Origin of the sequence: Kitasatospora sp. NPDC050463 (assembly GCF_040655255.1) — a bacterium.
GTDB lineage: Bacteria > Actinomycetota > Actinomycetes > Streptomycetales > Streptomycetaceae > Kitasatospora.
The window spans coordinates 121638-146203 of the sequence record NZ_JBFAJO010000010.1 but is presented as its reverse complement, the minus strand read 5'-3'; the positions used below and the strand labels follow the sequence as shown (position 1 = coordinate 146203).

General features: G+C 73.5%; 26 protein-coding genes. 9 read left to right on the top strand and 17 right to left on the bottom strand.

Features of this window, described 5'->3' with window-relative positions; genetic code table 11:
* Positions 1 to 5: 5 nt before the first annotated feature.
* The 8 genes from AB0J08_RS09295 to AB0J08_RS09260 all read right to left on the bottom strand — a co-directional run bounded on the left by AB0J08_RS09295 (position 6) and on the right by AB0J08_RS09260 (position 6547).
* On the bottom strand, positions 6 to 1079 hold the full coding sequence (locus tag AB0J08_RS09295; RefSeq protein ID WP_360629431.1) for a bile acid:sodium symporter family protein: 1074 nt from the start codon (positions 1077 to 1079) through the stop codon (positions 6 to 8).
* Entirely contained in the window at positions 1076 to 1447 is a 372-nt protein-coding gene (locus AB0J08_RS09290; protein WP_360629428.1) for a hypothetical protein, read from the bottom strand. The genes AB0J08_RS09295 and AB0J08_RS09290 overlap by 4 nt, the downstream gene beginning before the upstream one ends.
* A complete protein-coding gene (locus AB0J08_RS09285) occupies positions 1444 to 2313 on the bottom strand; it encodes an isocitrate lyase/PEP mutase family protein (RefSeq protein WP_360629505.1) in 870 nt (289 codons plus the stop codon). Before AB0J08_RS09285 ends, AB0J08_RS09290 begins: the two co-directional genes overlap by 4 nt.
* Before the next feature lie 317 nt (positions 2314 to 2630).
* Complete coding sequence (locus AB0J08_RS09280) at positions 2631 to 2849, bottom strand: hypothetical protein (protein ID WP_360629425.1); 219 nt, start codon at positions 2847 to 2849, stop codon at positions 2631 to 2633.
* A 117-nt stretch (positions 2850 to 2966) separates the two neighbouring features.
* Positions 2967 to 3881, bottom strand: a complete 915-nt coding sequence (locus AB0J08_RS09275) for an acyltransferase domain-containing protein (protein ID WP_360629423.1) — start codon at positions 3879 to 3881, stop codon at positions 2967 to 2969.
* Positions 3882 to 4012: 131 nt separating this feature from the next.
* Positions 4013 to 4636 carry a phosphatase PAP2 family protein gene (locus AB0J08_RS09270; RefSeq protein WP_360629419.1) on the bottom strand — a complete coding sequence of 208 codons (624 nt, stop codon included), beginning with the start codon at positions 4634 to 4636 and terminating at the stop codon, positions 4013 to 4015.
* 194 nt (positions 4637 to 4830) lie between these two features.
* Complete coding sequence (locus tag AB0J08_RS09265) at positions 4831 to 5736, bottom strand: class I SAM-dependent methyltransferase (protein ID WP_360629416.1); 906 nt, start codon at positions 5734 to 5736, stop codon at positions 4831 to 4833.
* Positions 5737 to 6004: 268 nt separating this feature from the next.
* Positions 6005 to 6547, bottom strand: a complete 543-nt coding sequence (locus AB0J08_RS09260) for a PadR family transcriptional regulator (protein WP_360629413.1) — start codon at positions 6545 to 6547, stop codon at positions 6005 to 6007.
* Positions 6548 to 6723: 176 nt separating this feature from the next.
* Between AB0J08_RS09260 and AB0J08_RS09255 the strand changes: the two genes are divergently transcribed.
* On the top strand, positions 6724 to 8142 hold the full coding sequence (locus tag AB0J08_RS09255) for an MATE family efflux transporter (protein WP_360629410.1): 1419 nt from the start codon (positions 6724 to 6726) through the stop codon (positions 8140 to 8142).
* An 87-nt stretch (positions 8143 to 8229) separates the two neighbouring features.
* Here the strand turns inward: AB0J08_RS09255 and AB0J08_RS09250 are convergent, their stop codons facing one another.
* The 5 genes from AB0J08_RS09250 to AB0J08_RS09230 form a co-directional block, all read right to left on the bottom strand.
* Positions 8230 to 9618, bottom strand: coding sequence for an MFS transporter (locus tag AB0J08_RS09250; protein WP_360629407.1), 1389 nt, complete (start codon positions 9616 to 9618; stop codon positions 8230 to 8232).
* Positions 9615 to 10199 (bottom strand): TetR/AcrR family transcriptional regulator, encoded by a 585-nt coding sequence (locus AB0J08_RS09245; RefSeq protein ID WP_360629404.1) that lies wholly within the window; start codon positions 10197 to 10199, stop codon positions 9615 to 9617. Before AB0J08_RS09245 ends, AB0J08_RS09250 begins: the two co-directional genes overlap by 4 nt.
* Before the next feature lie 374 nt (positions 10200 to 10573).
* A complete protein-coding gene (locus AB0J08_RS09240; RefSeq protein ID WP_360629401.1) occupies positions 10574 to 11941 on the bottom strand; it encodes a cation:proton antiporter in 1368 nt (455 codons plus the stop codon).
* 4 nt (positions 11942 to 11945) lie between these two features.
* Complete coding sequence (locus AB0J08_RS09235; protein ID WP_360629398.1) at positions 11946 to 12431, bottom strand: TrkA C-terminal domain-containing protein; 486 nt, start codon at positions 12429 to 12431, stop codon at positions 11946 to 11948.
* Between the two features lie 368 nt (positions 12432 to 12799).
* On the bottom strand, positions 12800 to 12976 hold the full coding sequence (locus tag AB0J08_RS09230) for an antitoxin (RefSeq protein ID WP_360629395.1): 177 nt from the start codon (positions 12974 to 12976) through the stop codon (positions 12800 to 12802).
* Between the two features lie 246 nt (positions 12977 to 13222).
* On the opposite strand from AB0J08_RS09230, the gene AB0J08_RS09225 reads away from it, so the two are divergent.
* The 3 genes from AB0J08_RS09225 to AB0J08_RS09215 all read left to right on the top strand — a co-directional run bounded on the left by AB0J08_RS09225 (position 13223) and on the right by AB0J08_RS09215 (position 17393).
* Positions 13223 to 14710, top strand: a complete 1488-nt coding sequence (locus AB0J08_RS09225; RefSeq protein WP_360629502.1) for a M28 family metallopeptidase — start codon at positions 13223 to 13225, stop codon at positions 14708 to 14710.
* A 275-nt stretch (positions 14711 to 14985) separates the two neighbouring features.
* Positions 14986 to 16392, top strand: coding sequence for a dihydrolipoyl dehydrogenase (lpdA, locus tag AB0J08_RS09220; RefSeq protein ID WP_360629392.1), 1407 nt, complete (start codon positions 14986 to 14988; stop codon positions 16390 to 16392).
* Positions 16393 to 16565: 173 nt separating this feature from the next.
* A complete protein-coding gene (locus AB0J08_RS09215) occupies positions 16566 to 17393 on the top strand; it encodes a PhzF family phenazine biosynthesis protein (protein WP_360629389.1) in 828 nt (275 codons plus the stop codon).
* A gap of 112 nt (positions 17394 to 17505) precedes the next feature.
* On the opposite strand, the gene AB0J08_RS09210 is transcribed toward AB0J08_RS09215, so the two are convergent.
* Complete coding sequence (locus tag AB0J08_RS09210) at positions 17506 to 17988, bottom strand: MarR family winged helix-turn-helix transcriptional regulator (protein WP_360629386.1); 483 nt, start codon at positions 17986 to 17988, stop codon at positions 17506 to 17508.
* A gap of 112 nt (positions 17989 to 18100) precedes the next feature.
* On the opposite strand from AB0J08_RS09210, the gene AB0J08_RS09205 reads away from it, so the two are divergent.
* The 3 genes from AB0J08_RS09205 (at position 18101) to thrS (ending at position 21332) form a co-directional block, all read left to right on the top strand.
* On the top strand, positions 18101 to 18874 hold the full coding sequence (locus AB0J08_RS09205; RefSeq protein ID WP_360629498.1) for a dienelactone hydrolase family protein: 774 nt from the start codon (positions 18101 to 18103) through the stop codon (positions 18872 to 18874).
* Between the two features lie 215 nt (positions 18875 to 19089).
* Positions 19090 to 19812 carry a leucine-rich repeat domain-containing protein gene (locus tag AB0J08_RS09200; protein ID WP_360629383.1) on the top strand — a complete coding sequence of 241 codons (723 nt, stop codon included), beginning with the start codon at positions 19090 to 19092 and terminating at the stop codon, positions 19810 to 19812.
* The gene (gene thrS / locus AB0J08_RS09195; RefSeq protein WP_360629380.1) at positions 19740 to 21332 is read left to right on the top strand and encodes a threonine--tRNA ligase; all 1593 of its coding nucleotides are present in this window, start codon (positions 19740 to 19742) and stop codon (positions 21330 to 21332) included. The genes AB0J08_RS09200 and thrS overlap by 73 nt, the downstream gene beginning before the upstream one ends.
* A 59-nt stretch (positions 21333 to 21391) precedes the next feature.
* On the opposite strand, the gene AB0J08_RS09190 is transcribed toward thrS, so the two are convergent.
* Positions 21392 to 21799: a VOC family protein gene (locus tag AB0J08_RS09190; protein WP_360629377.1), complete on the bottom strand. Its 408-nt coding sequence runs from the start codon at positions 21797 to 21799 to the stop codon at positions 21392 to 21394.
* A 79-nt stretch (positions 21800 to 21878) separates the two neighbouring features.
* Between AB0J08_RS09190 and AB0J08_RS09185 the strand changes: the two genes are divergently transcribed.
* Positions 21879 to 22331 carry a MarR family winged helix-turn-helix transcriptional regulator gene (locus tag AB0J08_RS09185; RefSeq protein ID WP_360629374.1) on the top strand — a complete coding sequence of 151 codons (453 nt, stop codon included), beginning with the start codon at positions 21879 to 21881 and terminating at the stop codon, positions 22329 to 22331.
* A 92-nt stretch (positions 22332 to 22423) separates the two neighbouring features.
* Here the strand turns inward: AB0J08_RS09185 and AB0J08_RS09180 are convergent, their stop codons facing one another.
* Positions 22424 to 23017 carry a C40 family peptidase gene (locus tag AB0J08_RS09180; protein ID WP_360629371.1) on the bottom strand — a complete coding sequence of 198 codons (594 nt, stop codon included), beginning with the start codon at positions 23015 to 23017 and terminating at the stop codon, positions 22424 to 22426.
* 280 nt (positions 23018 to 23297) lie between these two features.
* Between AB0J08_RS09180 and AB0J08_RS09175 the strand changes: the two genes are divergently transcribed.
* Positions 23298 to 23702: a RidA family protein gene (locus tag AB0J08_RS09175; protein ID WP_360629368.1), complete on the top strand. Its 405-nt coding sequence runs from the start codon at positions 23298 to 23300 to the stop codon at positions 23700 to 23702.
* A gap of 97 nt (positions 23703 to 23799) precedes the next feature.
* Here AB0J08_RS09175 and AB0J08_RS09170 read toward each other — a convergent pair whose 3' ends face one another.
* Positions 23800 to 24357 (bottom strand): YceI family protein, encoded by a 558-nt coding sequence (locus AB0J08_RS09170; protein ID WP_360629365.1) that lies wholly within the window; start codon positions 24355 to 24357, stop codon positions 23800 to 23802.
* Positions 24358 to 24566: the final 209 nt, after the last annotated feature.

Sequence of the window (24566 nt, the reverse complement as noted above, 5' to 3'; positions counted from 1 at the left end):
TTGACCTACGTTCGTTGAGCACGGCGTCCGTCGTGCCCCGACCACCGCGCTCGGGGTGTGGGCGACTCCGCTCCGGATGTGTCCGGTGCGGGCGCCCGTGACCAGCGGCCGGCGAGAAGGGTACCGGCGATCAGCTGGAGCTGGTGATACACCATCAGTGGCAGGACGAGGAGCCCGGCCTGCGGTCCGAACAGGACGGTCGCCATCGGCAGGCCGTTCGCCAGGCTCTTCTGCGAACCGCAGAGGACGGCCGCGATGCCGGACGCCCGGTCGAGCCCCAGCAGGTGCGCGCCGAGCCGGGCGAGGCCGAGGGTGGCACCGAGCAGCACGAGCAGCACCGTCAGCAGACCGAGCAGCGCGGTGGGGGTGGTCATGCTCCAGATGCCCTGGGCCACCGCCGCACTGAATGCGGTATAGACGACGAGCAGGATCGAGCCTCGGTCCACCGGGGTCAGGAACCGTTTGTGCCGGGCCAGGAAGCTGCCGATGCGTGGGCGCAGCGCCTGCCCGAGGAGGAACGGAGCGAGCAGTTGCGCACCGATCCGCAGCAGGCCGTCCGCGGACAGGGCGGTGTGAGCGCCCAGCAGCCAGGCGGCCAGCAGCGGTGTGAGGAGCAGGCCGGCCAGGCTGGAGTAGGTGCCCGCGCAGATCGCTGCCGGGACGTTGCCCCGGGCGGCGCCGGTGAGCGCCACCGAGGACTGCACCGTCGACGGGACGAGGCAGAGGAACAGCACCCCCGTCTGCAACTGCTCGGAGAGCGGACGGGGCGTCAGCGCACCGGTGGCGAGCCCGAGCAGGGGGAAGAGGACGAAGGTGGAGGCCAGGACCAGCCCGTGCAGCCGGACCTGGCGCAGCCCGGCCAGTGTCTCGCGGGCGGAGAGCCGGGCGCCGTAGAGGAAGAAGAGCAGCCCGACCGCGAGATCGCAGGCCAGCTCGGCCGCGCGGGCGGTCCGACCGGTGGCGGGCAGTAGCGCGGCGAGCAGCACGGTGCCCGCCAGCGCTGCCACGTACGGGTCGAGGCCCCGAAGCCGGAGCCCGGGCCGGACCCGATCCGGCCCGGGCCGGACCCCGCCGCTCATTCGCCGCTCCCCGCCGACGAGTCGGCCGCACTGACCGGAGCGAGCCCAAGCACCGTGCCCACCATCGCATTGGCAGGCCCGTGGTCGCTGCCGGCCGTGCCCTGTCCGGTCTGGAGGTTGCCCGCCTTGTCGATCTCCAGGAGCGAGTCCGTACTCACCAGCGAGTCCGCATGCGAGTTGTCGATCACTGTGATCAGGCTGCCGCCCGCCACCGCGGGCGCCGCGGCGCAGCCGAGCAGTGCCCATGCCCCGAGCACCCCGGCGACGGCCAGACGCCACAGAGCCGCCGTGCCCGGCAGCGCGCCACCCGGCAGCGCGCCACCTGGCAGCGCGCCACCCGAGGCCCACCCGCGTGGCGCCGACGTCACGCGCGCACCGCCTCGCGCCGGCGCGGGCGGGCGATGTTCCGCTCCAGCAGCTCGGTGGACTCGCGGACGCCGATCTGCGGGCTCTCCTCGGCGGGGGCCGGCAGCCGGCCGTCGGCCACCTTCAGCCCGGCCAGTGCCTCGTCCATCGCGCGGTGGGCGGCGAACAGGCAGGGAGTGCTGTAGATGGCGACGTCCACGCCGAGCTCTCCCAGCTCGGACAGCGAGAGCCGGGGGGACTTGCCACCGGCGATCTGATTGAACAGCAGTGGCTTGTCGCCCACGACCTGCCGGATCCGCCGGATCCACTCCTCGCTGCGCACCCCGTCCACCAGGACGACGTCGGCGTCGGTGGCGGCGAGTGCCTCGGCCCGCAGCAGGATGTCGCTCTCCTCGGTGGCGTCCGTCCGGGCCACCACCAGGAGGTCGGTGCGGGCGGCGAGGACCTGATCGAGCTTCTCCAGGTACTCCTCCAGCGGCAGTACCTGCTTGCCGTCGGCGTGGCCGCAGCGGCGCGGGCGCTTCTGGTCCTCCAGAATCACGCCGGAGGCGCCGATCCGTTCCAGCCTGCGCACCACGTGGCAGGCCACCTCCGGATCGACGTAACCGTCGTCGATGTCGACCAGGAGGTGGTGCTGCGGGAACGCCCCGCGCAGCCGCTCGACGAAGGCCACCATGTCCGGCCAGGCGATGAAGCCGATGTCGGGCAGGCCGTAGTAGGAGGCCGCGAAGCCGAATCCCGAGACGAACATGCCGTTGTAGTGCTCGGCCGCGATCGACGCCGAATACATGTCGTAGACGCCGATGAGCGGGGTCGTTCCCTGGGCCGCGATGTCCTCGCGGAGGCGCTGTCCGTAGCCCGGCGCCATGTCTCCGTGAAGCACTGCCTTCTCCTCACTTGCCAAGGTGGGGCGCGGCGCCGGGGGAGGCTCGACCGGCCGACAGCAGGTCGCCCACCCCGCACGCGACGCGCACAGGACTTTGCCTGAACTTGGCCATTGGTAGGGCCAAATGAGGCGTTCTCACTATGCGACCTTTAATGTTCCGTGGGCAAATCTTTAAAGGAAGTTCCCTCGCGTGGGCGATGGGTGCTCATATTGATATGACAGGCAGATGAAAAGTCGGTGGCGGGGCGCCAATCGCCCCGCCACCGACTTCCCGGACGTCCGGACTCCGGGTGAGGAGATCAGCCGCGCACCGTTGCCGGGCGGAGCCTGCGCACGGCGCCCCGTACGGTGGCGGCCAGCAGGTGGGCCGCGCCCGCCGGCGCCGGCAGCTCGACGAGCGGCCGGGTCGACAGGCCGGGCCCGGTCTCGCGGGCCCGGTCGCGGCCGTAGGAGTCGGGGTACGGGGCGAGTGCGCGGCCCAGGGCCCGGTCGGTGAGGGAGTGCTGTCGGGCCGTCATGCTGTCCCTCCGACGGGGCGCAGGGTGGTGGTGCCGAGGCGGCGCTTGGCCTCCAGGGCGGTGCTCTGGAGTCGTTCGGCCTCTGCGGCGAGGACCCCGGTCCGCCGGGGGTCCGTGTCAGCCGCCGTGGTCGCCGAGGCTCAGCCACCCGCGGGCGACGTACCAGTGGCCGCCCGCACGCAGGTGGTCCACCAGGGCGCGCTGGAGCGGGGTGTCCCGGGGCAGCGAGTCCAGCGGTCGGCCGGCGTCCCCGAAGACGTAGCGGAGCGGGTTGTCGTCCTCCGGCTCGCCGGGCGGGCGAAGCGGGGTGAACCGCCGCTGGAACCGGACGATGTTGGAGTCCGCCGGCAGGTAGCGGCAGAGCTGAGGGTCGAGCAGCCAGGAGAAGGCGCACGCCGCCGGGTACGGCTCGCCGGGGAAGTGCCGGGCGAAGAACCCGCGGGCCCGGGCGAGCGCGCGGTCGCAGGCTTCGGGGGAGAGCGGGCCGCAGTGGTCGGGGATGTGGAGCTGGAGGCACCAGGGGCCGAACCCGGCCCCGGCGGCCGCCTCGGCGTCCGGCCCGGTGAGCCGCTTGCGCTGGAACTGGAGCCGTCCGAGCTGGTACAGCTCGCCCCGGAAGTGCAGGGTCAGCCAGCCGGGGTTGCCCAGGCCGCCGGGGTGGCCCCGCCACCGGCTCACCACCAGCTGTCGGCCGAGATCGGCCAGAGTGGTCCGGGTCACCGCCGGGCTGATCCCGAGCGCACGGTGGTACGCCCGGGTCTGCGGCGCGAGGGCGACGAAGAGCAGGGTCAGGAGGTGCCCGGGACCTTCGAACTCCACCGGCCGGCCGCCGCCGAATCCGGAGGGCCGACCGACCGTCCCGACCGCCGCCGACTGCTCGCGCAGGACCTCGTCGAACGCGGCCCGCAGCCCCCGGTCCCGGGCCAGCCCGGTGCGCGCGGCGAGGACGGCGTTCACCTCGTCGAACGGGACGGCGAGTTCGAGCAGCACCTCGGGCAGCCGCTCCGTGTCCGGCAGCGTGAACGGCTCCATGGAGACCCTCCTCAAGGCCCGGCCCGGCGGCGACCCACCGACCCTATCGGGGAACGGCGGTCACGGTTGGGGCGCTCGGGGCGCTCGGGAACCGAGGAAGCCGGGCTCGGAGCCGGATCAGGGCGCGGGGCTCAGCGCAGCAGAGTGAACACCAGCGCGCAGACTCCACCGAGCGCCGTCCCGGCGAGTACCTGCGCGGGTGTGTGGGCCTTCAGCACCAGCCGAGACCAGCCCACGGCCACCGGCGCGGCCGCCGCGAGCGGCAGGACCACCGGGCCGAACGCCAGCACCAGGATCATCGCGGCACCGCCGGCCACGGCGTTGTGCAGGGAGACCTGCCACCACACCGTGACGGCCAGCGCTGACACCAGACCGGCCAGCATCGCGACGACCAGTGCGCCCACCTCCGCGGGAGCGTCCAGCGCGTACAGCAGCGCGACACCCGCCACCACCGACAGCAGGCTGGCGGCCATCGGGACGACGCGCTGGCGGCGGATCCGGATGTGCTTGTCGGTCAGTGTGCCGCGCCGCACCCCCAGGGCGATGACGCCCAGCGGGACCACTCCGCAGAACCACGCGGCCAGTAGTCCCCAGCCGGTCCCCGACCAGTCCTCGGTGCTGTGGGCGCCGACCAGCAGGAGGAGGACGATGGCCAGGTGCGCGGGCGCCAGGGTCTCGGTGACGATCCGCGCGGTCCGCTCGCGCGGTGAGGCGGCGGCGAAGGCCGGCGGCTCGGGCGGGACGAAGGCGCTCATCCGGGCAGCGCGGAGCGGGCCGGCAGGGTGATGGTTCGGTGCATCGCGACACCCTACCGACCGCGGTCGACGTCGGTCGCCCGGGCACCGTCGGGCGTGGCCGGGGCGCCAGGCCGGCCCCGCCCGACGGTGCCCGGGCGGCGCCCGGCAGCCCGGCAGCCCGGCAGCCCGGCCGATCCGGACCACCGGCCGGATCAGCCGGTCCGGACCACCGGCCGGGCGGCGCGGCGCTCGCGCAGCGCCTGGAGGAGCCGCCTGGTCGCGCGGGTGGCGACCGGAGGCAGCAGGTCCAGCGCCAGGCGCCGCGGGGCCGAGCGGTGCGGCTGGGCCGAACCCGGCTTGACCGCGTAGTTCAGCCGAACCACCCGTGCACCGGCGATGGAGTCCTCGTCCACGGTGTAGCCGTCGGCCCGCCAGTCCCGGGTGAGCAGCACCCGCTGCAGCGCCTCGGCGTCCCCCCAGGTGCCGTAGAACTTCATCGGGGTGAGCAGCACCGGCCGCAGCCCGCCGGTGAACACGGCCTGCCAGACCGCCGCCGAGACGCCGGGGGTGTGTTCCGAGCGGTAGTCGTCGAGCGCGACCAGTCCGTTCTCGCCCAGCGCGGCCCGGGCCACCTCGATGTCCCCGGCGACGTGCTCGTAGAGGTGCGAGGCGTCGATGTGGACGAAGCGGCAGCTGCCGTCCGGGATCCGGTGGTCGGCCAGTACCGAGGTGGCGGCCTGCACGATGACCGGCAACTGCGGGTGGAACGCGAGGTAGTTGGCCTCGAAGGCGGTCCTGGTCAGGGTCTTGCGGTAGGACATCGTCATCTCGGCGGCGTTGTCGGCGTCGCCCGCCTCGGAGTCGAACAGGTCGCAGACGGTCAGCTGCTCGCCGGACCGGAGGTGGTCGCCGAGCAGAACGGCGCTCCGGCCGAGGTAGGTGCCCAGTTCGAGGATGTCGCCGGTGTGGCCCGCCGTGCTCTGTTCGGCGAGGAAGTGGGCGAAGGCCTCCTGGTCGACCTTGAAGAACCAGCCGGGGATGCCGTCCCGCGTCAGGTGCTGCGGGCGGGCGGTTCCGGTGTCGGCAGTGGGCACGGCGGCCTCCAGGGGTGCGGGCATGGCCCGGCGCGTACGGTTCACCCCGCGGCGGCGCCATGGTGTGAGGCGGATCATCATAGCGACGACAACGCCCTGCTGCGCCAGGCTCGGAACGGGATTCGACGGATCGTTTCGCACCCCTGTGCGCCGGCCCCGGCGTGCCCTAGGCGACCGCCGAGCAGGTCCGGTCCGACGTCGGCCCGAGGTCCGGTCCGAGGCCCGGCCCGGGGTCTGCCCCGGCTGCCCGCCGGCGGGATCCGTCCGAGGGGCCCCGACCCCACGGCCGGTCTCAGGAGGCCGCCCGGTCGCCCTCCAGCTCGGCGATCGTCGCGACCAGCCAGGCCCGCTCGGCGGCGCCGGACGCGCGTGCGACCAGCAGCATGCCCCGCCGGAACGGGCTGGGCTCCTGCTCGGCCGTGACCGGCCGGCCCTGCGCGTCGTAGAAGAAGCTGCTCGGCGTCTCCAGGAACGCCAGACGCCGGCGCAACACCGCGGCCTGCGCGGCCGGGTCGGTGAGGCGGTCGAGGAAGGCGGCCACCGTGAAGAACCGGATCTGGTCGGAGATCTCGGCCTCGGCCGGGTCGGCCAGGCGGCGCTGCAGTTCGGCCCGGCCGTCGGCGGTGAGCTCCAGGATCTGCCTCGGCACGGCGCCGCTGCCCGGCTCGCGGTGACGCTCCAGCAGCGCGGCCTTCTCCAGGCGGGCGATAGCGGGGTAGAGCGCGCCGTCGCTGACGGGCCGGACATGCCCGGTCAGGCCGGTGATCCGTGACTTCAACTCGTAGCCGTGCAGCGGCTCGTCGTACAGGAAGCCGAGAATCGCGAGGGTGAGCACCGGTGCAGCCCTTCCGTCGTCGCGCGCTCCGTCCGGCCGTCATACTACCTCTTGCCGAGGTGCATCGAATCGATGTATCTCTATTCGAGACAGCCAGACGGCCAGGGAGCCAGACGGCGAGACGGCGAGATGGCGAGCGAGCGGCCGACCAGGCCCACGAGACCGGGGGAACGACCATGCGAGGGCACCTGTCGAGGCTGATCGGGTTGGCGGGGCCGGTCTACGCCGGGCTCCTGTCCGGGGTGATCGCCTCGGTCATCGGGACGTTCTGGGTGGGCCGGCTCGGCGGGCCGGCCGTCGCCGCCGTCACCCTCGCCGGCACCGTCGAGAACCTGCTGCTCGGTCTGGTCCTGGTGGTCGCCTCCGGCGCCACCGTGCGGATCTCGCACGCCGTCGGCGCGGCGGACCTCGCGGCGGCCGGCCGTACCGCGCGGGCGGCCTGGCGGCTCTGTGCCTACGGCAGCCTGGTGCTCGCCGTGCCCGGCTTCCTGCTGCGCCACCCGATCGCGGACGCCTTCCTGGACGGCCCCGCCGCCGCGCTCGCCGCGGACTACTTCGCGGTCTCCTTCCCCGCGGTCGGGCTCTTCTTCGGTCAGCGGGTGGCCGACGAACTCTTCAAGGGCACCGGTGACACCCGGACGCCGATGCGGCTCGCCCTGCTGGGCAATGCGCTGCTGCTCGTCCTCGACCCGGTGCTGATCTTCGGCGCCGGACCGCTCCCGGCGCTCGGCGTGACGGGCGCGGCCGTCGCGCTGACCGCCTCGCGCGCCACCGCCTTCGCCGTCACGGTGCTGCTCCGGCGCCGGCAGCGGCTGACCGCCCCGGCGGGCGGGCTCCTGCCGGAGTCCCGTCGGATCGTCTCCGCGGGCGCGCCGTTCGGCTTCGACTTCACCGCCCGGATGGGCGTCGGCACGGCGCAGCTCGGCCTGGTCGCGGCCTTCGGCGTCCCGGCCGTCGCCGGCTACGGGGTGGGCTACCGCGTGCTGTTGATCGTGACGATGTCCTTCTACGCCGTACGGCAGGCCGCCGCGATCGAGGCCGCCCGGCTCACCGGCGCGGGTGACGCGGACGGGCTGCGCACCCTGGGGCGCGACACCGCCCGGCTGGCCGGAGCCCTCGGTGCGGGTGCCGCCGTGCTCTGCGCGGCGCTGGCGGTGCCGGTCACCGCGCTGTTCACCGAGGACCGGGCGGTGGCCGCCCAGTCCGTCGGCTTCCTGCGGATGGCCGGGCTCTACCTGCTGCCGTACGCCCTGGTGGTGGCGCTCGGCGGCGTGCTGCAGGCCACCGGGGCGGGCCGCGCGCTGGTGGTGGCCGTTCTGGTCGGGCTCACCGTCCAACTCGCCGCCGGCGTGGGGCTGTCGGGCCCGTTCGGGGTGGCCGGTCTCTGGGCGGGCATGTCGGTCGGCGCGGTGACCCAACTGGTCCTGATGCGCCTGCCGGCGGTGCAGCGCCGACGGCCCGGCTCGGCGGGGCGGTCCGTACCGACAGGCCCCGCCGACCCCGCCGAGCAGGCCGACCCCGCCGATCCCGTCGACCCTGTCGAGCCGGCCGGGTCGGGCGCCGGGGTCAGCCGGTCGTCGGAGCCCGCGCGATGACGCCCAGCCCCTCGCCACGCCCCAGCCCCTCGCCGCGCCCCAGCCCCTCGCCGCGCCCGCCGCGTTCGCGGTGCGCGCTTCGCGCGGTCAGCCCGGACGCCGCACCTCGGCCACCGCTGCCCGGGCCTGCCCCGGGAGCCGGGTGGTGAGCAGGGCGCCGACGGCGGCCACGGCCGCGAGGGCGAGCAGGGCCGGGCCCATGGCGGCCACGAGCGGCCGGCCCGCGCTCAGCAGGGTCGCGACGGCCGTGCCGAGGGTGGGGCCGATGTTCATCACGGTCTGCTGGAGGCCCCCGGCGACACCCGCGTCGGCCACCGAGGCGTCGCGGACGAGCACGGCGGTGGCGGTGACCATCACCGTGCCGAACCCGGTGCCCAGCAGGAGGAAGCTGCTGCCGATCGCGACGGCTCCGGACGACTCGTCGAACCGGGCGGCGAGCACGGCACCGAGCGTGACCAGCAGCATCCCCGCCCCGGCCGTGGCGCGGGCCCCGTGACGGCGCATCAGCACGGCGGCGGCCGGGGCGGCGGCCACCATGGTGACGGCCAGCGGCAGCGCCCGGAGCCCGCACTGGAACGGGTCCAGGCCGAGCACGTCCTGCAGGAAGTAGGTGGCCAGGAACAGCGTCCCGAAGAGCGCCGCGGACGCGGTCAGCAGCACCCCGAGCGCCGACCCGACCGTGGGCGACGCGATCACCCTCGGCGGCAGCAACGGGTGCGCCGCACGTCGCTGCTGGTGGAAGAAGGCGAAGCCGAGCAGCGTGGCGGCGACGAGGCCGAACTGCGTGGTCGCCGTCCAGCCGTGCTCGGGCACGCCGACGAGCGTGTGCACCAGGCAGGCCAGCGTCGCCGCGAGCAGGCCCGCGCCCGCCAGGTCGAGCGAGCGCAGGGATCCGGTGGCCGGGTCGGCCGGCGGCTGCGGAATCCGCACCGCCAGGGCGGCGAGCCCGGCCGCGACGGCGGGGGCGACGGTGAGGAAGAAGACGGCTCGCCAGCCCAGTTGGGCGGTCAGCGCCCCGCCGACGACCGGTCCGGCCGCGGCCGCCAGCCCGATCGCGCTGGTGCGCAGGGCGATCGGCATGGCGAGCCGGTCGGCCGGGTAGGCCGCGCGCAGCATGCCCAGGGTCGCCGGTTGCAGCAGCGCGCCCGCCACGCCCTGGGCGACGCGCAGGCCGATCACCCAGCCGACGCCGGGCGCCAGGCCGATCGCGGCGGAGGTGGCGGCGAAGCCCAGCACGCCGATGGCGAAGACGCGTTGGTGCCCGTAGCGGTCGCCCAGCCGCCCGGCGAAGACCAGCAGGCCGGCGACCGCGATCAGGTACGCGGTGCTGGTCCACTGCACGGCGGTGAAGGAGGCGTCCAGGTCGTGTTGCATCGTGGGCCGGGCGACGGTGAGCACCGTGCCGTCCAGGGCCACGATCGCGGCGCCGGTGATGCTGCCGGCCAGGGTGAGACGTTGACGCGCGGACGTGGTCACCGGGCCTCCGGGCCGAGGTGGGCGGCGAGGGCGGCGCGCAGCAGCGGCTCGACGTCGTCGCCGCCGGTGGCGAGTTGCAGACTGCCCCAGGCGCGGAGCTGGGCGAGGCCGTGCAGATTGGCCCAGAGCGCACCGGCGACGACTGCGGGCTCCGCACCGCTCGGCGGCCGCACCTGGGCGACCAGAAGGGTGAGGGTCTCGAAGAGCGGAAGGCTGGTCCGGCGCAGGCCGATGCCGCTGCCCTCAAGCAGATCGTGACGGAACATCAGCTCGAACATGCCGGGCGCGGCGGCCGCGTAGTCGAGGTAGGCGTGGGCGAGGGCGGCGAGCCGTTCGCGCGGGCCGGTACCCGCGGCGTGGTCCGCATCGGCGAGGGCGGCGGCCAGTTCGTCGAAGCCGTGCCGGGCGATGGCGGACAACAGTTCGACATGGGTGGCGAAGTAGCGGCGTGGCGCGCCGTGCGAGACGCCGGCCTGGCGGGCGATCTCGCGCAGGGTGAGCGCGTGCACGCCCTCGCCGGTCACCAGTTCGACGCCGGCCGCCACCAGTCGGGCGCGCAGACCCGTGTCCTGATCGTTCATGGACACTGTCTACCAAAGCGGAGTAGACAGTGTCTACTCGCCGTCGCGGGGGTGGGCCGGGCAGAATCGGCGGTATGGACGAAGGCGGCGAACCGGCCTGCTGGCTGGACCGGGTCTGCCCGGCTTGCGGGCGGTTGCGCGAGCGGACCGGGCCGGAACCCTGTCCGGACTGCGGTGCCCGGCCCGAGCCCGAGCCCGAGCCCGAGCCCGAGCCCGAGCCCGAGCCCGAGCCCGAGCCCGAGCCCGAGCCCGGGGCGGAGCCGGCGGCGGCCCCGACCGTGCACCCGGCCGTGCATCCGCGGGCGGCCCCGGCGGCGGGGCCGGGCGTGGACCCCGGGGCGAATCGGGCCTCCTGATCCGCCCCGGGGCCGTGGTCAGCGCGGGAGCCCGTTGGCCGGTTGCTCCTGCGCGGGTCCGCCGTGCGCGAGTTCGCCGTGCGCGGGTCCGTCGTACGCGTCGTGCGCGAGTCCGTCCGGTGCGACACCCCCGGGTGCGATTGCGTCCTCCGGGCCGGTCCCCGGCAGCCGTTCGGCGGCCGGCGCGTCCCGCACGGCGGGTGCCCAGCGCCCCCGTCCCCGCCCGCGGCCGCGCAGCGCGCCGAGCCGCTCCACCGCGGGTTGGGTGGACCGGGCGGCGAGCGGTCCGGTGACCACCAGGATCAGCACGTACGCGGTGGCGAACGGGCCCAGCTCGGGTTCGATGCCCGCGGTGACGGCGAGACCGGCGATGACGATCGAGAACTCCCCGCGCGAGACCAGCGCCCCGCCGGCCCGCCAGCGACCGCGGTCGGCGATCCCGGCACGGCGGGCGGCCCAGTACCCGGTGGCGACCTTGGTGAGCGCGGTGACCAGGGCCAGCAGCAGCGCGGGCAGCAGGACGGGCGGGATGCTGGTGGGATCGGTGCTGAGCCCGAAGAACACGAAGAAGACCGCCGCGAAGAGGTCCCGCAGCGGGCTGAGCAGGGTGTGCGCGCCTTCGGCGGCCTCGCCGGAGAGGGCGATGCCGACCAGGAAGGCCCCGACCGCCGCCGACACCTGGAGCTGCTGCGCGAGGCCGGCGACCAGCAGGGTGAGCCCGAGGACGACCAGCAGCAGCTTCTCCGGGTCGTCGTGCGAGACGAACTTCGAGATCACCCGGCCGTAGCGGAGGGCGACGAAGAGCACGGCGCCGGCGGTGGCGAGCGCGATGGCGAGGGTGAGCGAGCCGGCGAGCAGCCCGGCGCCGGCCAGCAGTGCGGTCAGGATCGGCAGGTAGACGGCCATCGCCAGGTCCTCCAGCACCAGGATGCTGAGGATCACCGGGGTCTCCCGGTTGCCGAGCCGGCCGAGGTCGCCGAGCACCTTGGCGATCACCCCGGAGGAGGAGATCCAGGTGACACCGGCCAGCACCACGGCGGCGACCGGGCCCCATCCGAGCAGTAGCGCGGCTGCCGCGCCGGGCACCGCGTTGAGCAGGAAGTCGACGGCGCCGGCCGGGTACTGGGCCTTGAGGTTGGTCATCAGGTCGGCGGCGGTGTACTCCAGACCCAGCATCAACAGCAGCAGGACGACGCCGATCTCGGCGCCGGTGGCCACGAACTCCTCGCTGGCGCTGAGCGGTAGCAGCCCGCCCTTGCCGAAGGCCAGCCCGCCGAGCAGGTAGAGCGGGATGGGTGAGAACCCGTACCGGCCGGCTATTCGGCCGAGCAGGCCCAGCATCAGGATGACCGAGCCGAGTTCGATGAAGACGCTTGCAGTGTGCATCCGATCACTCCCTGCCCAGGATCGCGGCGGCGGCGTCCACGCCCTCGCGGGTGCCGATCACGATCAGGATGTCGCCGCCGGCCAGCCGGAAGTCGGGCGCGGGGGAGGGGACGGCGCCGGTGCGGCGCAGCACGGCGACGATCGAGGCGCCGGTCGCGGTGCGCATCCGGGTGTCGCCGAGCAGTCGGCCGTTCCAGTGGGAGGTGCCGTCGACGGGGAGGCGCTCGGCGACCAGGCCCAGGTCGGTGGTGTGCAGCAGACCCGGGTTGTGGTGAGCGGGCGTCAGGGCGTCGACCAGGGCGGTGGACTCCTCGGCCGTCAGCCGGAACGCCTGCGCGCAGGCGTCGGGGTCGTCCGAGCGGTAGACGTTGAGGCTGCGTGAGCCGTCGCGGTGGGCGATGACGGACAGGTGCCGTTGTTCTCGGGTGGTGAGGTCGTACTGGACGCCGACGCCGGGCAGGGGAGTGGTCCGGACACGGGGGATCGACACGGCGGCTGTCCTCTCGTCAGGGCTTCCCGCTGGCGTGCGCGACATCTGCCGGAACAGGGCCGGCCCGGCGGGCGGCCGGTGGCCCCGACGGGCCGGCCGGCGCCGCACCGCGTGCGACACGCGGAAGCGCTACCGTGCCAATGGTAATGAGTGTGTAAAGCCCTCCTGGTGGGAGGGGTTCGGGAGGCGTCCGCAGGGGCGCTCGGAGCGCAGCCGTGCGGCGGGCGCTCGCGAGGTGCATGGGGCCGCTCCGGGGTGGCCGTTCGGGGGTGCGAACGTACGGCACCCCGGTCCGGGAGCACGCGTCATCACGTGGGCCGGGCCGGGGTGCCGTACGTTCGCACGGGTGGCCGAGCGGTGCCGGCGGGCTACTGGGGAGGCTGGTCGCGGAACTGCTCCTTGGCCTTCTCCTGGGCCGTGTCGACCTGGCCGCTGTACTTGCCCTGGGTGTGTTGGTCGACGGTGTCCCCCGCCTTCTCGACGGCCCTGTCGGCCTGGTCCTCGTGGCCCTTCAGCATCTGCTTGATCTTGTCGATCATGGACATTCGGTCACACTCCTGGATGAGACGTCCCCACCTCTCCAGGATCGCCGCGCTGTCGGCTGTCCGCATCCGGTCAGCTTTCGCGTCAGGGTTGGAAATGTGACGCCGAGCATGTCAAATCGGGATCTCCATGGACTCTCGGAAGGACTTGCCGTGAATGCTCGGACCAGCCGCCCGACCGCCTCACCCCGCCCGGGGACTGCCCGGACCCGCCGGGTCGCGAGCTCCGCGCTGGCGGTGGCGGCGCTGGTGACCCCCTTGCTGCTCGTCGGTACCGGGAGCGCCGCGGCCGATCCGGACCCGGGTCGAAAGGGCGCCAAGCTGGCCGCCAGGCTCGTCGACGAGAGCAGCGCGGACAGCGCCCACCGCACGCTGGCGGCGTTCCAGCGGATCGCGGACCGCAACGGCGGCAACCGCGTGGCGGGCTCGCGCGGACACGACGAGTCCGCCCGCTACGTCTACGACCAGGCCCGCCAGGCCGGGCTGAAGGTGTCGAAGCAGGAGTTCGAGTACACCTTCTTCCAGGCACTCGCGCAGCGGCTGACCGTGGTGTCGCCGCAGGCCGAGGACGTGCCGGTGATCGCCATGACGTACTCCGTCGGCGGCCCGGAGGGCGGTCTGACCGCACCGCTCGCCGTCGTTCCGGTGGACGGCACCACCGGCTGCGAGGCGGGCGACTACGCGGCCGGCGCGTTCACCGGCCGGATCGCGCTGATCAAGCGCGGCGGCTGCAGCTTCGCCGTCAAGGCGGCCGCGGCGGCGGACGCGGGCGCGCTCGGCGCGATCGTGTACAACAACACCGACGGCGACCTCAACGGCACCCTCGGGGACCCGACGGCCGGCCGGCTCCCGACCGGCGGGATCAGCAAGGCGGCCGGCGAGGCGCTGGTCGCCCGGGCCGCGGCCGGCCCGGTCACCGTCGGGCTGGACATCCGCACCTTCATGGAGAAGCGCAAGACCTGGAACGTCATCGCCGAGACCCGCGGCGGCGACCCGGCGAACACCGTCGTCATCGGCTCCCACCTCGACTCCGTGGTGGCGGGCCCGGGCATCAACGACAACGGCTCCGGCTCGGCGGGCGTCCTGGAGGTGGCGAAGAACCTCGGCAACCGGCCGGTCAAGAACAAGGTCAGGTTCGCCTGGTGGTCCGCCGAGGAGTTCGGGCTCAAGGGCTCAGAGGCCTACGTGGCGTCGCTCTCCGAGGCCGAGCAGAAGAAGATCAAGCTCTATCTGAACTTCGACATGATCGCCTCGCCCAACTCCGCCCAGTTCGTCTACGACGGCGACGACTCCGACCACGTCGGCTCCGGCCCCGGCCCGGACGGCTCGGCGCAGCTGGAGCGGCGCATCACCGACTACCTGGACCGCCGGGGCCTGCCGCACGAGGGCACCGACTTCACCGGCCGCTCCGACTACGGCCCGTTCATCGACGCCGGAATCCCGGCCGGCGGCACCGACACCGGCGCCGAGGTGATCAAGTCCGCGGCGCAGGCGGCGCGTTACGGCGGCACCGCCGGGGTGGCTTTCGACAAGTGCTACCACAAGGCCTGCGACAACCTGGACAACCTCGACATGGAGGCCTTCGACGTCAACATCGACGTGATCGCCGACGCCGTCGGCACCTACGCCTGGGACCTCTCCTCGCTGCACGCGCCGGTGACGCCGCAGCACACCGACGGCCAGGCCGGCAGCGGCGGCGGCCTGCAGGAGGGCCACGCGCACGAGGTCGCGGCCTGACCGTCCGGGGCCCCGCCCTCACTGCGGGGCCCCGGGACGTGCGCCTGTCGTGCGTCTGTCGTGCGCCGACCAGGCCTGACCCGTGCTGTGCTGTGCCGTACCCCGCCCCGCCGTGCCCTGCCAGGCCCGCCCGGCCTCGGCGGGCCGTGCCGTAACCGGGGGAGGCCGTACCCGGGGGAGGCCGATCGGCCGGGGTCGATGAGTGCGCCGCACGGGCTCCTGACACCATGGCACCGAGATCACGTCACCGTGACACCCTCGGAGGAGTCAGCATCATGAGCACGCACTACGACGTCGTCGTCCTCGGCGCGGGTCCCGGCGGCTACACCGCCGCCGTCCGCGCCGCCCAGCTGGGCCTGCGGACCGCCGTCATCGAGGCCAAGTACTGGGGCGGGGTCTGCCTCAACGTCGGCTGCATCCCCTCCAAGGCACTGCTGCGCAACGCCGAGCTGGCACACATCTTCACCAAGGAGGCCAAGACCTTCGGCATCAAGGTCGAGGGCACGGTGAGCTTCGACTTCGGCGAGGCGTTCCGCCGCAGCCGGACCGTCGCGGACGGCCGGGTCAAGGGCGTCCACTACCTGATGAAGAAGAACGGCATCACCGAGTACGACGGCCGGGGCACCTTCGTCGACGACCGCACCCTCCAGGTCGCGCTGACCGGCGGCGGCTTCGAGGTCGTCACCTTCGACCACTGCATCATCGCGGCCGGTGCCACCACCCGGTTGCTCCCCGGCACCAGCCTCAGCGAGCGCGTCGTCACCTACGAGGAGCAGATCCTCACCGAGGAGCTGCCGGGCAGCATCATCATCGCGGGCGCCGGCGCGATCGGCGTCGAGTTCGCGTACGTGCTGCACAACTACGGTGTGAAGGTCACCATCGTCGAGTTCCTCGACCGGATGGTGCCGCTGGAGGACGCCGAGGTCTCCGCCGAGCTCGGCAAGCAGTACCGCAAGCTCGGCATCGAGGTGCTCACCTCGACCCGGGTGGAGTCGATCGACGACAGCGACCCGGCCGCCAAGGTCAGGGTCACCGTCACCCGCGACGGGCAGCAGCAGGTGCTGGAGGCCGACAAGGTGCTCCAGGCGATCGGCTTCGCGCCCCGGGTGAACGGCTACGGCCTGGAGAACACCGGTGTGAAGCTCACCGACCGGGGCGCCATCGACGTCGACGGCCGGGGTCGCACCAGCGTCGACCACATCTTCGCGATCGGTGACGTGACGGCGAAGCTGATGCTGGCCCACGCGGCCGAGTCGATGGGCGTGATCGCCGCCGAGACCATCGGCGGGGCCGAGACCATGGAACTCGACTTCGCGATGATCCCGCGCGCCACCTACTGCCAGCCGCAGATCGCCAGCTTCGGCTACACCGAGGCGCAGGCCCGCGAGCTGGGCTACGACGTCAAGGTCGCGAAGTTCCCGTTCACCGCCAACGGCAAGGCGCACGGCCTCGGCCACCCGATCGGCTTCGTCAAGGTCATCAGCGACGGCAAGCACGGCGAGCTGCTGGGCGCCCACCTGATCGGCCCCGAGGTGACCGAGCTGCTGCCGGAGCTGACCCTGGCCCAGCAGTGGGACCTCACCGTGCACGAGGTGGCCCGCAACGTGCACGCCCACCCGACCCTCGGCGAGGCGGTCAAGGAAGCCATTCACGGCCTGGCCGGTCACATGATCAACATGTGACGCAGGCTCATGCCGGGGTCGCGGCCCCGCATGCAGGGCGCCGGGCGGGCGACAGTTCGTCCGCCCGGTGCCCGGGACGCATCGGGCCGAACCGCCGCCCGCCGGTCCGGACCCAGGCCAATCATCCTCGATTGGCCATGGTGGGCCGCCGGGGCCGCCGCTATCGTCCCGGCATGCGAATTCACGTGGTCGACGCCTTCACTGACCGTCCGTTCGCCGGAAACCCGGCAGGTGTGTGCCTCCTGCCGGCGGGGGAGTGGCCGGACGACACCTGGATGCGGCAGGTGGCCGCCGAACTGAACCACTCCGAGACCGCGTTCGCCCTTCCGTCGGCCGGCGACGCCGAGGCCGACTGGGCCATCCGCTGGTTCACCCCCGTCGTGGAGGCCACCCTCTGCGGCCACGCCACCCTGGCCACGGCACACGCGCTCCGCACCGAGCGGGGGATCGTCGGCACCGTGCGGTTCAGCAGCCGCCACCACGGGGTCCTCGTCACGCACACCGACGAGTCCGGGGGCGTCACCCTGGACTTCCCGGCCGCCCCCGGCACGGAGGTCCCGGTCCCGAAGGGACTGTCCGAGGCGCTGACGGTCGAACCCGAGTCGACCTGGCACACCGGCCCGCTCGGTGACCTGCTGGCCGTCCTGCCGGACGAAGCCGCCGTTCGCACGCTGGCCCCCCGACTGGAGGAGCTGGCCGCCCTGACGCTCCGTGAGGACATCCGCGGCATCATCGTCACGGCGCCGGCCGCCCAGGACGGGGGCGAGTACGAGTTCGTCTCCCGCTTCTTCGCGCCTGCCCGGGGCATCCCGGAGGACCCGGTCACGGGCAGCGCCCACACCGCGCTCGCCCCGTACTGGTCGGCCCGCCTGGGTCGTGACCGGCTCGCCGGCCTCCAGGTGTCCGCCCGCACGGGCCTGGTCCGGACGGCCCTGCACGGCGACCGCGTCCACCTCACCGGAAGCGCGGTCACCGTCCTGGACGGCACCCTGCACGTCTGAGGCACGTAGTGGGTCGTGATCAGCCCGTGCGAATCGCCCGGGAGACGGGCTCGATCGATCCTTCCGGTCGGTCGGTCCGGCGTCGACCACCTTCCGTCAGGTGGATGTCCGGTCAGGAGATCCGGGTGTGGTGGTCCAGCAAGCGGGTGAGCAACTGCACGAACTGGTCGCGTTCGGTCGGACTCAACGGCGCGAGCAGTTCGTCGTGGAGGTCGTCCAGGACCTTGTCGAGGCGACGTAGGTGGCGGCCGCCCCGGGCGGAGATCGTGATGACGTTGCGGCGCCGGTCGTCGGGATCCGGCGCCCGCTCGACGAGGTCACGCTCGGCCAGTTCGTTGAGCACGCCGACCATGTCGCTGCGGTAGATGCCAGTGCGCCCGCTCAGCTCCGCTTGGCTGCCCGGCCCGCAGTCCTGCAGCGAGGCGAGCACGGCGTAGTGCCACTTGCGGGCGTCGACCCGGGCCAGCCCCTCGTTGATCAGCCGGTCCGACCGCGTGGTCAGCTGCGACAACTGGCGGCTCGCCCGTTGCCGCAGCCTGTCGGGCGTCTTGCGCGCGCCGTCGTCGGGCAGGTCCGCGGCTTCGGCTCTGGTCATGCCGTCCATCCTACCCTTTGCGTTAGTCAGACTAACGATGTACGGTCATTCGCACCGAAACGTTGGTGCAGTGAACGTCAATTCGGTGAACTCCAAGGAAGGAAGACCCGCCATTCCCAGCAAGATGGTGCAGATTCCCACCACGGACGGCCGGGCCGACGCCTTCGCCGCCCACCCCGACCACGGCGAGCGGCACCCGGGGGTGCTGATGTACCCGGACGGCTTCGGCATCCGGCCCGTGCTGCGGGAGATGGCCCGCGAACTGGCCGGGCACGGGTACTACGTGCTCGTCCCCAACCTCTTCTACCGGCACGGCCCGGCGCCGGTGATCGAACTTCCCGAGCACATCGGAGCAGAGGCCCGGCCCGCGGTCTTCGCCCAGTTGATGCCCTTGATCGAGGCGCACACCCCCGAACGTGTCCTGAGCGACGCCGACGCCTACCTCAGGTTCCTCACCACCCAGCCCGAGGTCGGCGCCGGACCGGTCGCGGTGACCGGTTACTGTATCGGCGGCCTCCTGGCGATGCGCACCGCCGCGGCCCACCCCGGCCAGGTCGCCGCCGTCGCCGGATTCCACGGCCCCGTGGGCGCCGACGGGCCCGACGGCCTGCAGCGCCTCCTCTCCGAGCTCACCGCCCAGGTCCACCTCGGCCACGCCGAAACCGACCTGACGCCCGAGGCCCTCGGCGAGCTCAACCAGGCGCTGGACGCCGCAGGTGTCAGCTACACCTCCGAGATCTACCCCGGCACCGTCCACGGCTTCACCATGTCCGACACCGATGCCTTCAACCCCTCCGGGCTGCAGCGTCACTGGGACCGTCTGCTCCCCCTCCTCGACCGCACCCTGGCCAACGGCCGAGGCTCCGGCCCGGTGAACCCGGCCTGACGCACACGGCTCCGGAGGCCTCGTCAGGTCCGGCGGGACGTGGGCCGGGCCCTCGGGGTCGATGACGTGGTCCTCCCTCCTCCTGGCGCCGGCGCTCCCGCTGTGCACCGCCGCCACCGCGCAGGGGCTCGGCGCGGGGGCGGCCGGTTGCACGGCTGCGGACGGTGGCGACCGCCGCCCCGTCCGCCACCGCGTGACCGGGGGAGAATGCCCGTGTGACAGACCTGACTCTCAACCTCTGGCGGCAGCCGCTCGGGTCGGTGCCGGACTCCGTCTGGGACCGCACCGACCTGACCGTCCTCATCCTGGCCGAGACCGGGCTGACCGAACTGCCGCCCGGGATCGGACGGTTGCGACGGCTGCGCACCCTCGACCTCGGACACAACGGTCTCACCACCGTGCCCGAGGCGATCGGCGAGCTCACCGGGCTGCGCGACTTCCTCTACCTGCACGACAACGCGCTCACCACCCTGCCGGACAGCCTCGGCGGGCTCGCCGCCCTGCGCTACCTCAACGTCGGCGAGAACCGGATCGGCGAACTGCCGGACGCACTGGGCGCGATGACCGCCCTCGTGGAGCTACGGGCCCAGCACAACCGGCTCACCGGCCTCCCGGACACCCTCGGCCGGCTCGGCGCGCTGCGCGAACTCTGGCTGCGCGGCAACGCGTTGACCGGTCTTCCCTCCTCCGTCGCCAACCTGACCGCGCTGCGCGAGCTCGACCTTCGGGACAACGCCTTCACCGAGATCCCGCCCGTGCTCGCCGAACTGCCACTGCTGCGCCGACTGGACCTGCGGAGCAACCGGCTGACCGCGCTGCCGCACTGGCTGGCCGAGCTGCCCGCACTGGAAAAGCTCGACCTGCGGTGGAACGAGGTGGCGCCGCCGCCCCGGCTGCTCGCCGCCCTCACGGAGCGCGGCTGCGTCGTTCTGCACTGAGCGTCCACCGGGTTCTCCACCGGGTGCGCCGGCCGTCACCGGCCGGCGAAAAGGGCTCGCCGGACGCGTCGGCGCACTGTTACCGTGGGCGACATGAAGCGCGCTGCAGCCGTCCTGACGACGACGCCGGAGAGAGTCCCGGTGCGCTGACTGCTGACCTAGTCCGAAGCCCCGGGGCCCGAGTGCCCCGGGGCTTCGTCGTACCCGGTCCACTCGGCCCCGGGAGCGCCGCCTGCGGATCCCCACCGCAGGCGTCACCCCGCAGATTCCGAGTGGAGACCGCCACCATGCACGACCACCGCCGACTCGGCCGCGAACTCGACCTTTTCGACACCGACCCGCTGATGGGCGCCGGCCTGCCGTACTGGCTGCCCGACGGCGCCGCCGTGCGGCACGCCCTGGAGGAGTTCGTCCGGGGGCGTGAACAGCGGGCCGGCTACCGCCATGTGTACTCGCCGGTGCTCGGCAAACGCGAGCTGTACGAGATCTCCGGACACTGGTCGCACTACCGGGACGACATGTTCCCCCCGATGGACCTGGGGGCCGAGCAGGTCGTGCTGCGCCCCAGCCTCTGTCCGCATCACGCCCTGATCTACCGTTCACGGGCCCGCAGCTACCGTGAACTCCCCCTGCGTATCGCAGAGTTGGGCGGGATGTACCGCTCCGAGCGGTCCGGCGTGTTGGGTGGGCTCACCCGGGTCCGGGCGATCCAGCTGAACGACGCGCACATCTTCTGCACCCCCGAGCAGGCCGCCGACGAGGCGGTGGGCGCGCTGGAGCTGATCCGCGAGGCGCATCGCGCGCTCGGGATCCGCCCCGTCCGCCACCGGCTCTCGCTGCCCGGGGCGGGCGGGAAGTACGTGGCCGATCCGGTACTCTGGGAGCGGGCCACCGCGCTGCTGACCGAGGTGCTGGAGCGCACCGGGGTGCCGTTCGAGGCGGTCGAGGGGGAGGCGGCGTTCTACGGTCCGAAGATCGACGTCCAGATCGCCGACGCCGCCGGGCGCGAGTCCACCCTGTCCACCGTGCAGATCGACTTCCACCAGCCGGAGCGGTTCGGCCTGCACTACATCGGCGCCGACGGGGCCAAGCACCGGCCGGTGATGGTCCACCGCAGCGTGATCGGCAGCGTCGAGCGGGTCGTCGCCCATCTGATCGAGCTGTACGGCGGCGCGTTCCCGGCCTGGCTGGCGCCCACCCAGCTGGTCCTGCTGCCCGTCTCCGAGGGCGAGGTGCCGCAGGCCGAGCGACTGCGCCGGCGCTGCCTCGACCAGGGACTGCGGGTCGAGGTCGCCGGGCCCGAACACGGCAGCCTGGGCGCGCGGATCCGGGAGGCCCGGTCGGTCCCGTACCAGGCGGTGATCGGGCCCAGGGAGGCGGCGGACGAGCGGGTGGCCCTGCGGTTGCGCGACGGGCGCCGACTCGACCCCCTGCCGGCCGGGGAGGCGCTGGCCCGGATCGGGGCCCTGGTCAGGGCGTTCAGCGCCGAGCTGTGGGAGGGCGTGCCGGCCGCGGCGTAGTGGCGCCCGGCCCCGGCGCCACGGGCGGCCCGCCCGGGGCGCCGGGGTGCACCCGGCGGTCAGTAGGACTGCAGCTCGATCAAGTGGCCGTCGGGGTCGCGCAGATGGGCGCTGCGCAGGTTCGGGCCCCACTCGGGGCGGTCGGTGGGCTCGATGACCGCGGTGCCGCCGTGCCGGAGGCAGAAGGCGAGCGCGTCGTCCACGTCGTCGACGCGGAAGACCAGCATCGCGCGGTCCTGCGCGGCCGGCGGGCGGGCCGGGAGCTCGCCGGTGCCCAGGGTCGCGGCCATCATCGCGCGGTCGTACAGCGCGAGCACGGCCTGGTCGTCGACGTCCCAGTTGGCGTAGGGGCCCGCGGGTTCGCCCTTGACCAGGACGGCGCTGGTGAAGCGGGGCAGGACCGCGTGGTAGAAGCCGAAGCACTCGGCGAAACGGGTGACGAGCAGGCGGTTGTACAGGGCGTCCACGACGGGCTCCTGGGCTCGGGGCGATCACCGTTATTAGTAGGTGCTCACCCACTATAGGGCGTGACCCTAGACTTGTGTCGTGACCTCAGAGAGCACCACCCCGCCCACACTGCTGGACCTCAGCACCTACCTGCTCTCCCGCATCGGCAAGACCGCCCGGAGCCGGCTGGCCGAACGGCTGGCCGGGCGCGGTCTGCGGCTCTGGGACATGGCGGTGCTCGCCGCGCTCGCCGACTTCGGGCCGCACGCCCAGCGCGACCTGGTCCGGCGGCTCGGCGTGGACCCGAGCGACATGGCCAAGGTCACCGAGCGGCTGGCCGCCGCCGGCTGGGTCGAGCGCGTGCGCGACGCGGCGGACCGCCGGCGCGTCTCGGTCAGCATCACCGAGACCGGCCGCGCGGCCCTGGCCGAACTGGACGCCGAGGCCCGGGCGGTGCAGGACGAGATCCTCGCCCCGCTCGACGTGCGGGAGCGCCACGCCCTGCACGACCTGCTGCGCCGCGTCCACCACGGCCTGCCGGGCGCGCCCTGAGACGACGGGGGGTCGGTTTGCCCGTCCGCCCGTCCGCCCGTCCGCCCGTCCGCCCGTCCGCCCGTCCGCCCGTCAGCCGGTCCGTCGGCCCGTCAGCCGAGTGGCAGCGGGCGGCGGGCGCCGGCGAACTCGGCGGCCCAGCGCGGGTCTTCGAGGACGCCCGGGAGCCGGGCGACGAGGGTGCCGGTGCGCTCGGCGTGGATCATCGCGCCGTCGCCCGCGTGAACCCCGACGTGGTGCAGTGGCGCGTCCGGGCGCGAGAAGAAGAGCAGGTCGCCGGGGAGCAGCTCGGCCGGGGCGACCGGCGCGGAGCGGTGGTACTGCGCGACGGTGTAGTGGGCGAGGTCCACGGCGCCGCCACTGGCCCGGTACCAGCAGTACAGGGCCAGTCCGCTGCAGTCGAAGCCGACGGAGTGTTCGCCGAGGCACTCGCCGTCGAGGTAGCCGTTCTCCTCGTCGCAGAAGCCGATGCCGGCGCCCAGCCGGTCGCCGCCGCCCCACGCGTACGGCACGCCGATCTGCGCGGCCGCCACCTCGGCCACCCGGCGGCCCAGGGCGGCCGGCGGCACCGCTGCCGGCGCCGCCCGCGCCGCGGCGGTCGCGAGCGCCGGCACGACGCTCGCGCCCAGCACCAGCCCCAGGACCCGGCGGCGGCCGACACCCCGGCCCGGCAGTCGAAGCACCATGCTGGGACCCCTTTGTCTCGTGGAGCACCAGGATCGGGGTCCGGACCTGCGACCCGCCATCACCCGCGACGGTGAACCGGGGGTGTGGGGGCGCGGCGGAGGCGCGGGGGGATCGGTGAAGCGAGCCGGGCCCGGCCACGCCCGGGATGAACGCCGCCCGTCGGAGCCGCGCCCGCCCCCGGGTTCGTGGTCGAGTACCGCCGACCGTCAAACGGTTTGACGTGTGATCAGAAGCGCGCCGACGATGAGGGGAAACACCCGTTCGACCTACGGAGCCCCCATGAGCGGTACTGTCCGGCTGATCCGCAACCACCGGCTCACCCAGGCGGTGGACTACGCCTACGCCGCATCCGTGGACGCGCCGGTCCGCTCGCTCTGGCTGGCGGGCGCCTGCCCGCTCGACGCCGAGGGCCGGACGGTCGCGGTGGGCGACTTCGAGGGCCAGGCCCACCAGGTGATGCGCAATCTGATCACCGTGCTGGAGGACGAGGGCGCCGCGTTGACCGACCTCGTCCGGACCACCGTGTACGTCGCCTCCTCCGACCAGGCGGACCTGGCGAAGGTGTGGGAGATCTATCGTACGTACATGGGGAGCCACGACGCGCCCAGCACCCTGCTCGGCGTCACGGTGCTGGGCTACACCGACCAGCTCGTCGAGGTCGAGGCGGTTGCCGTGCTCTCCTGACCGGCGCCTCGCGCGGGGCGCCCCCGAAGGGACGCGGCGCACATGCGGAGCCTGCGGCGGGTCTCCGCCACAGGGCCCGGGTCTTCCTGGCGGACCGTCACTCCTGCTTGACCGCGGAGATGTCGAACTCCAGCACGATCTTGTCGCCGACCAGGACGCCACCGCCCTCCAGGGCGGCGTTCCAGGTGACGCCGTAGTCCTTCCGGCTGATGGTGACCGATCCCTCCAGGCCGACCCGGAGGTTGCCGTAGGGGTCACGGGCGTTGCCGGTGTACTCGAAGTCGATGGTGATCGGGCGGGTGGTGCCCTTGATGGTGAGATCGCCGCTGACCCGGTACGTGGTGGTGCTCAGCTGCTCGACGCGCGTCGAGGTGAAGGTGATCTGCGGGTGGTTCGGCGCGTCGAGGAAGTCGTTGGTGCGCAGGTGACCGTCGCGCTGCTCGTTGCGGGTGTCGATGCTGTCGGCGGTGATCGACACCCGGGCGGTGGAGCGGCTCGGGTCGGTGCCGTCGAGGTGGGCGCTGCCCTCGAAGGTGTGGAAGGCGCCGCGCACCTTCGTCACCATCGCGTGGCGGGCCACGAAGCCGATCCGGGTGTGCGCCGGGTCCAGGACGTAGTCGCCGGTGAGATCGGACAGCGGGGTCGGCGTGGTCACGGGAATCTCCTGGAGGGACGGGTGCGGAGCCGGAGGTTCGGAGCCCCGCGGCGCCGACCGCGCCTGTTCGGGGAGGCGGCAGGCCGGGCAGGGCGCCCGGGGCCACGTTAGGCGCTCCCACCCGGTGCCGCACGCCGTGGTTCACCCGGGCTGACGGACGGGACCAACGGACGGGTCTGCCGCCCCGGCGAACGAGTCGGCGCGCCGCT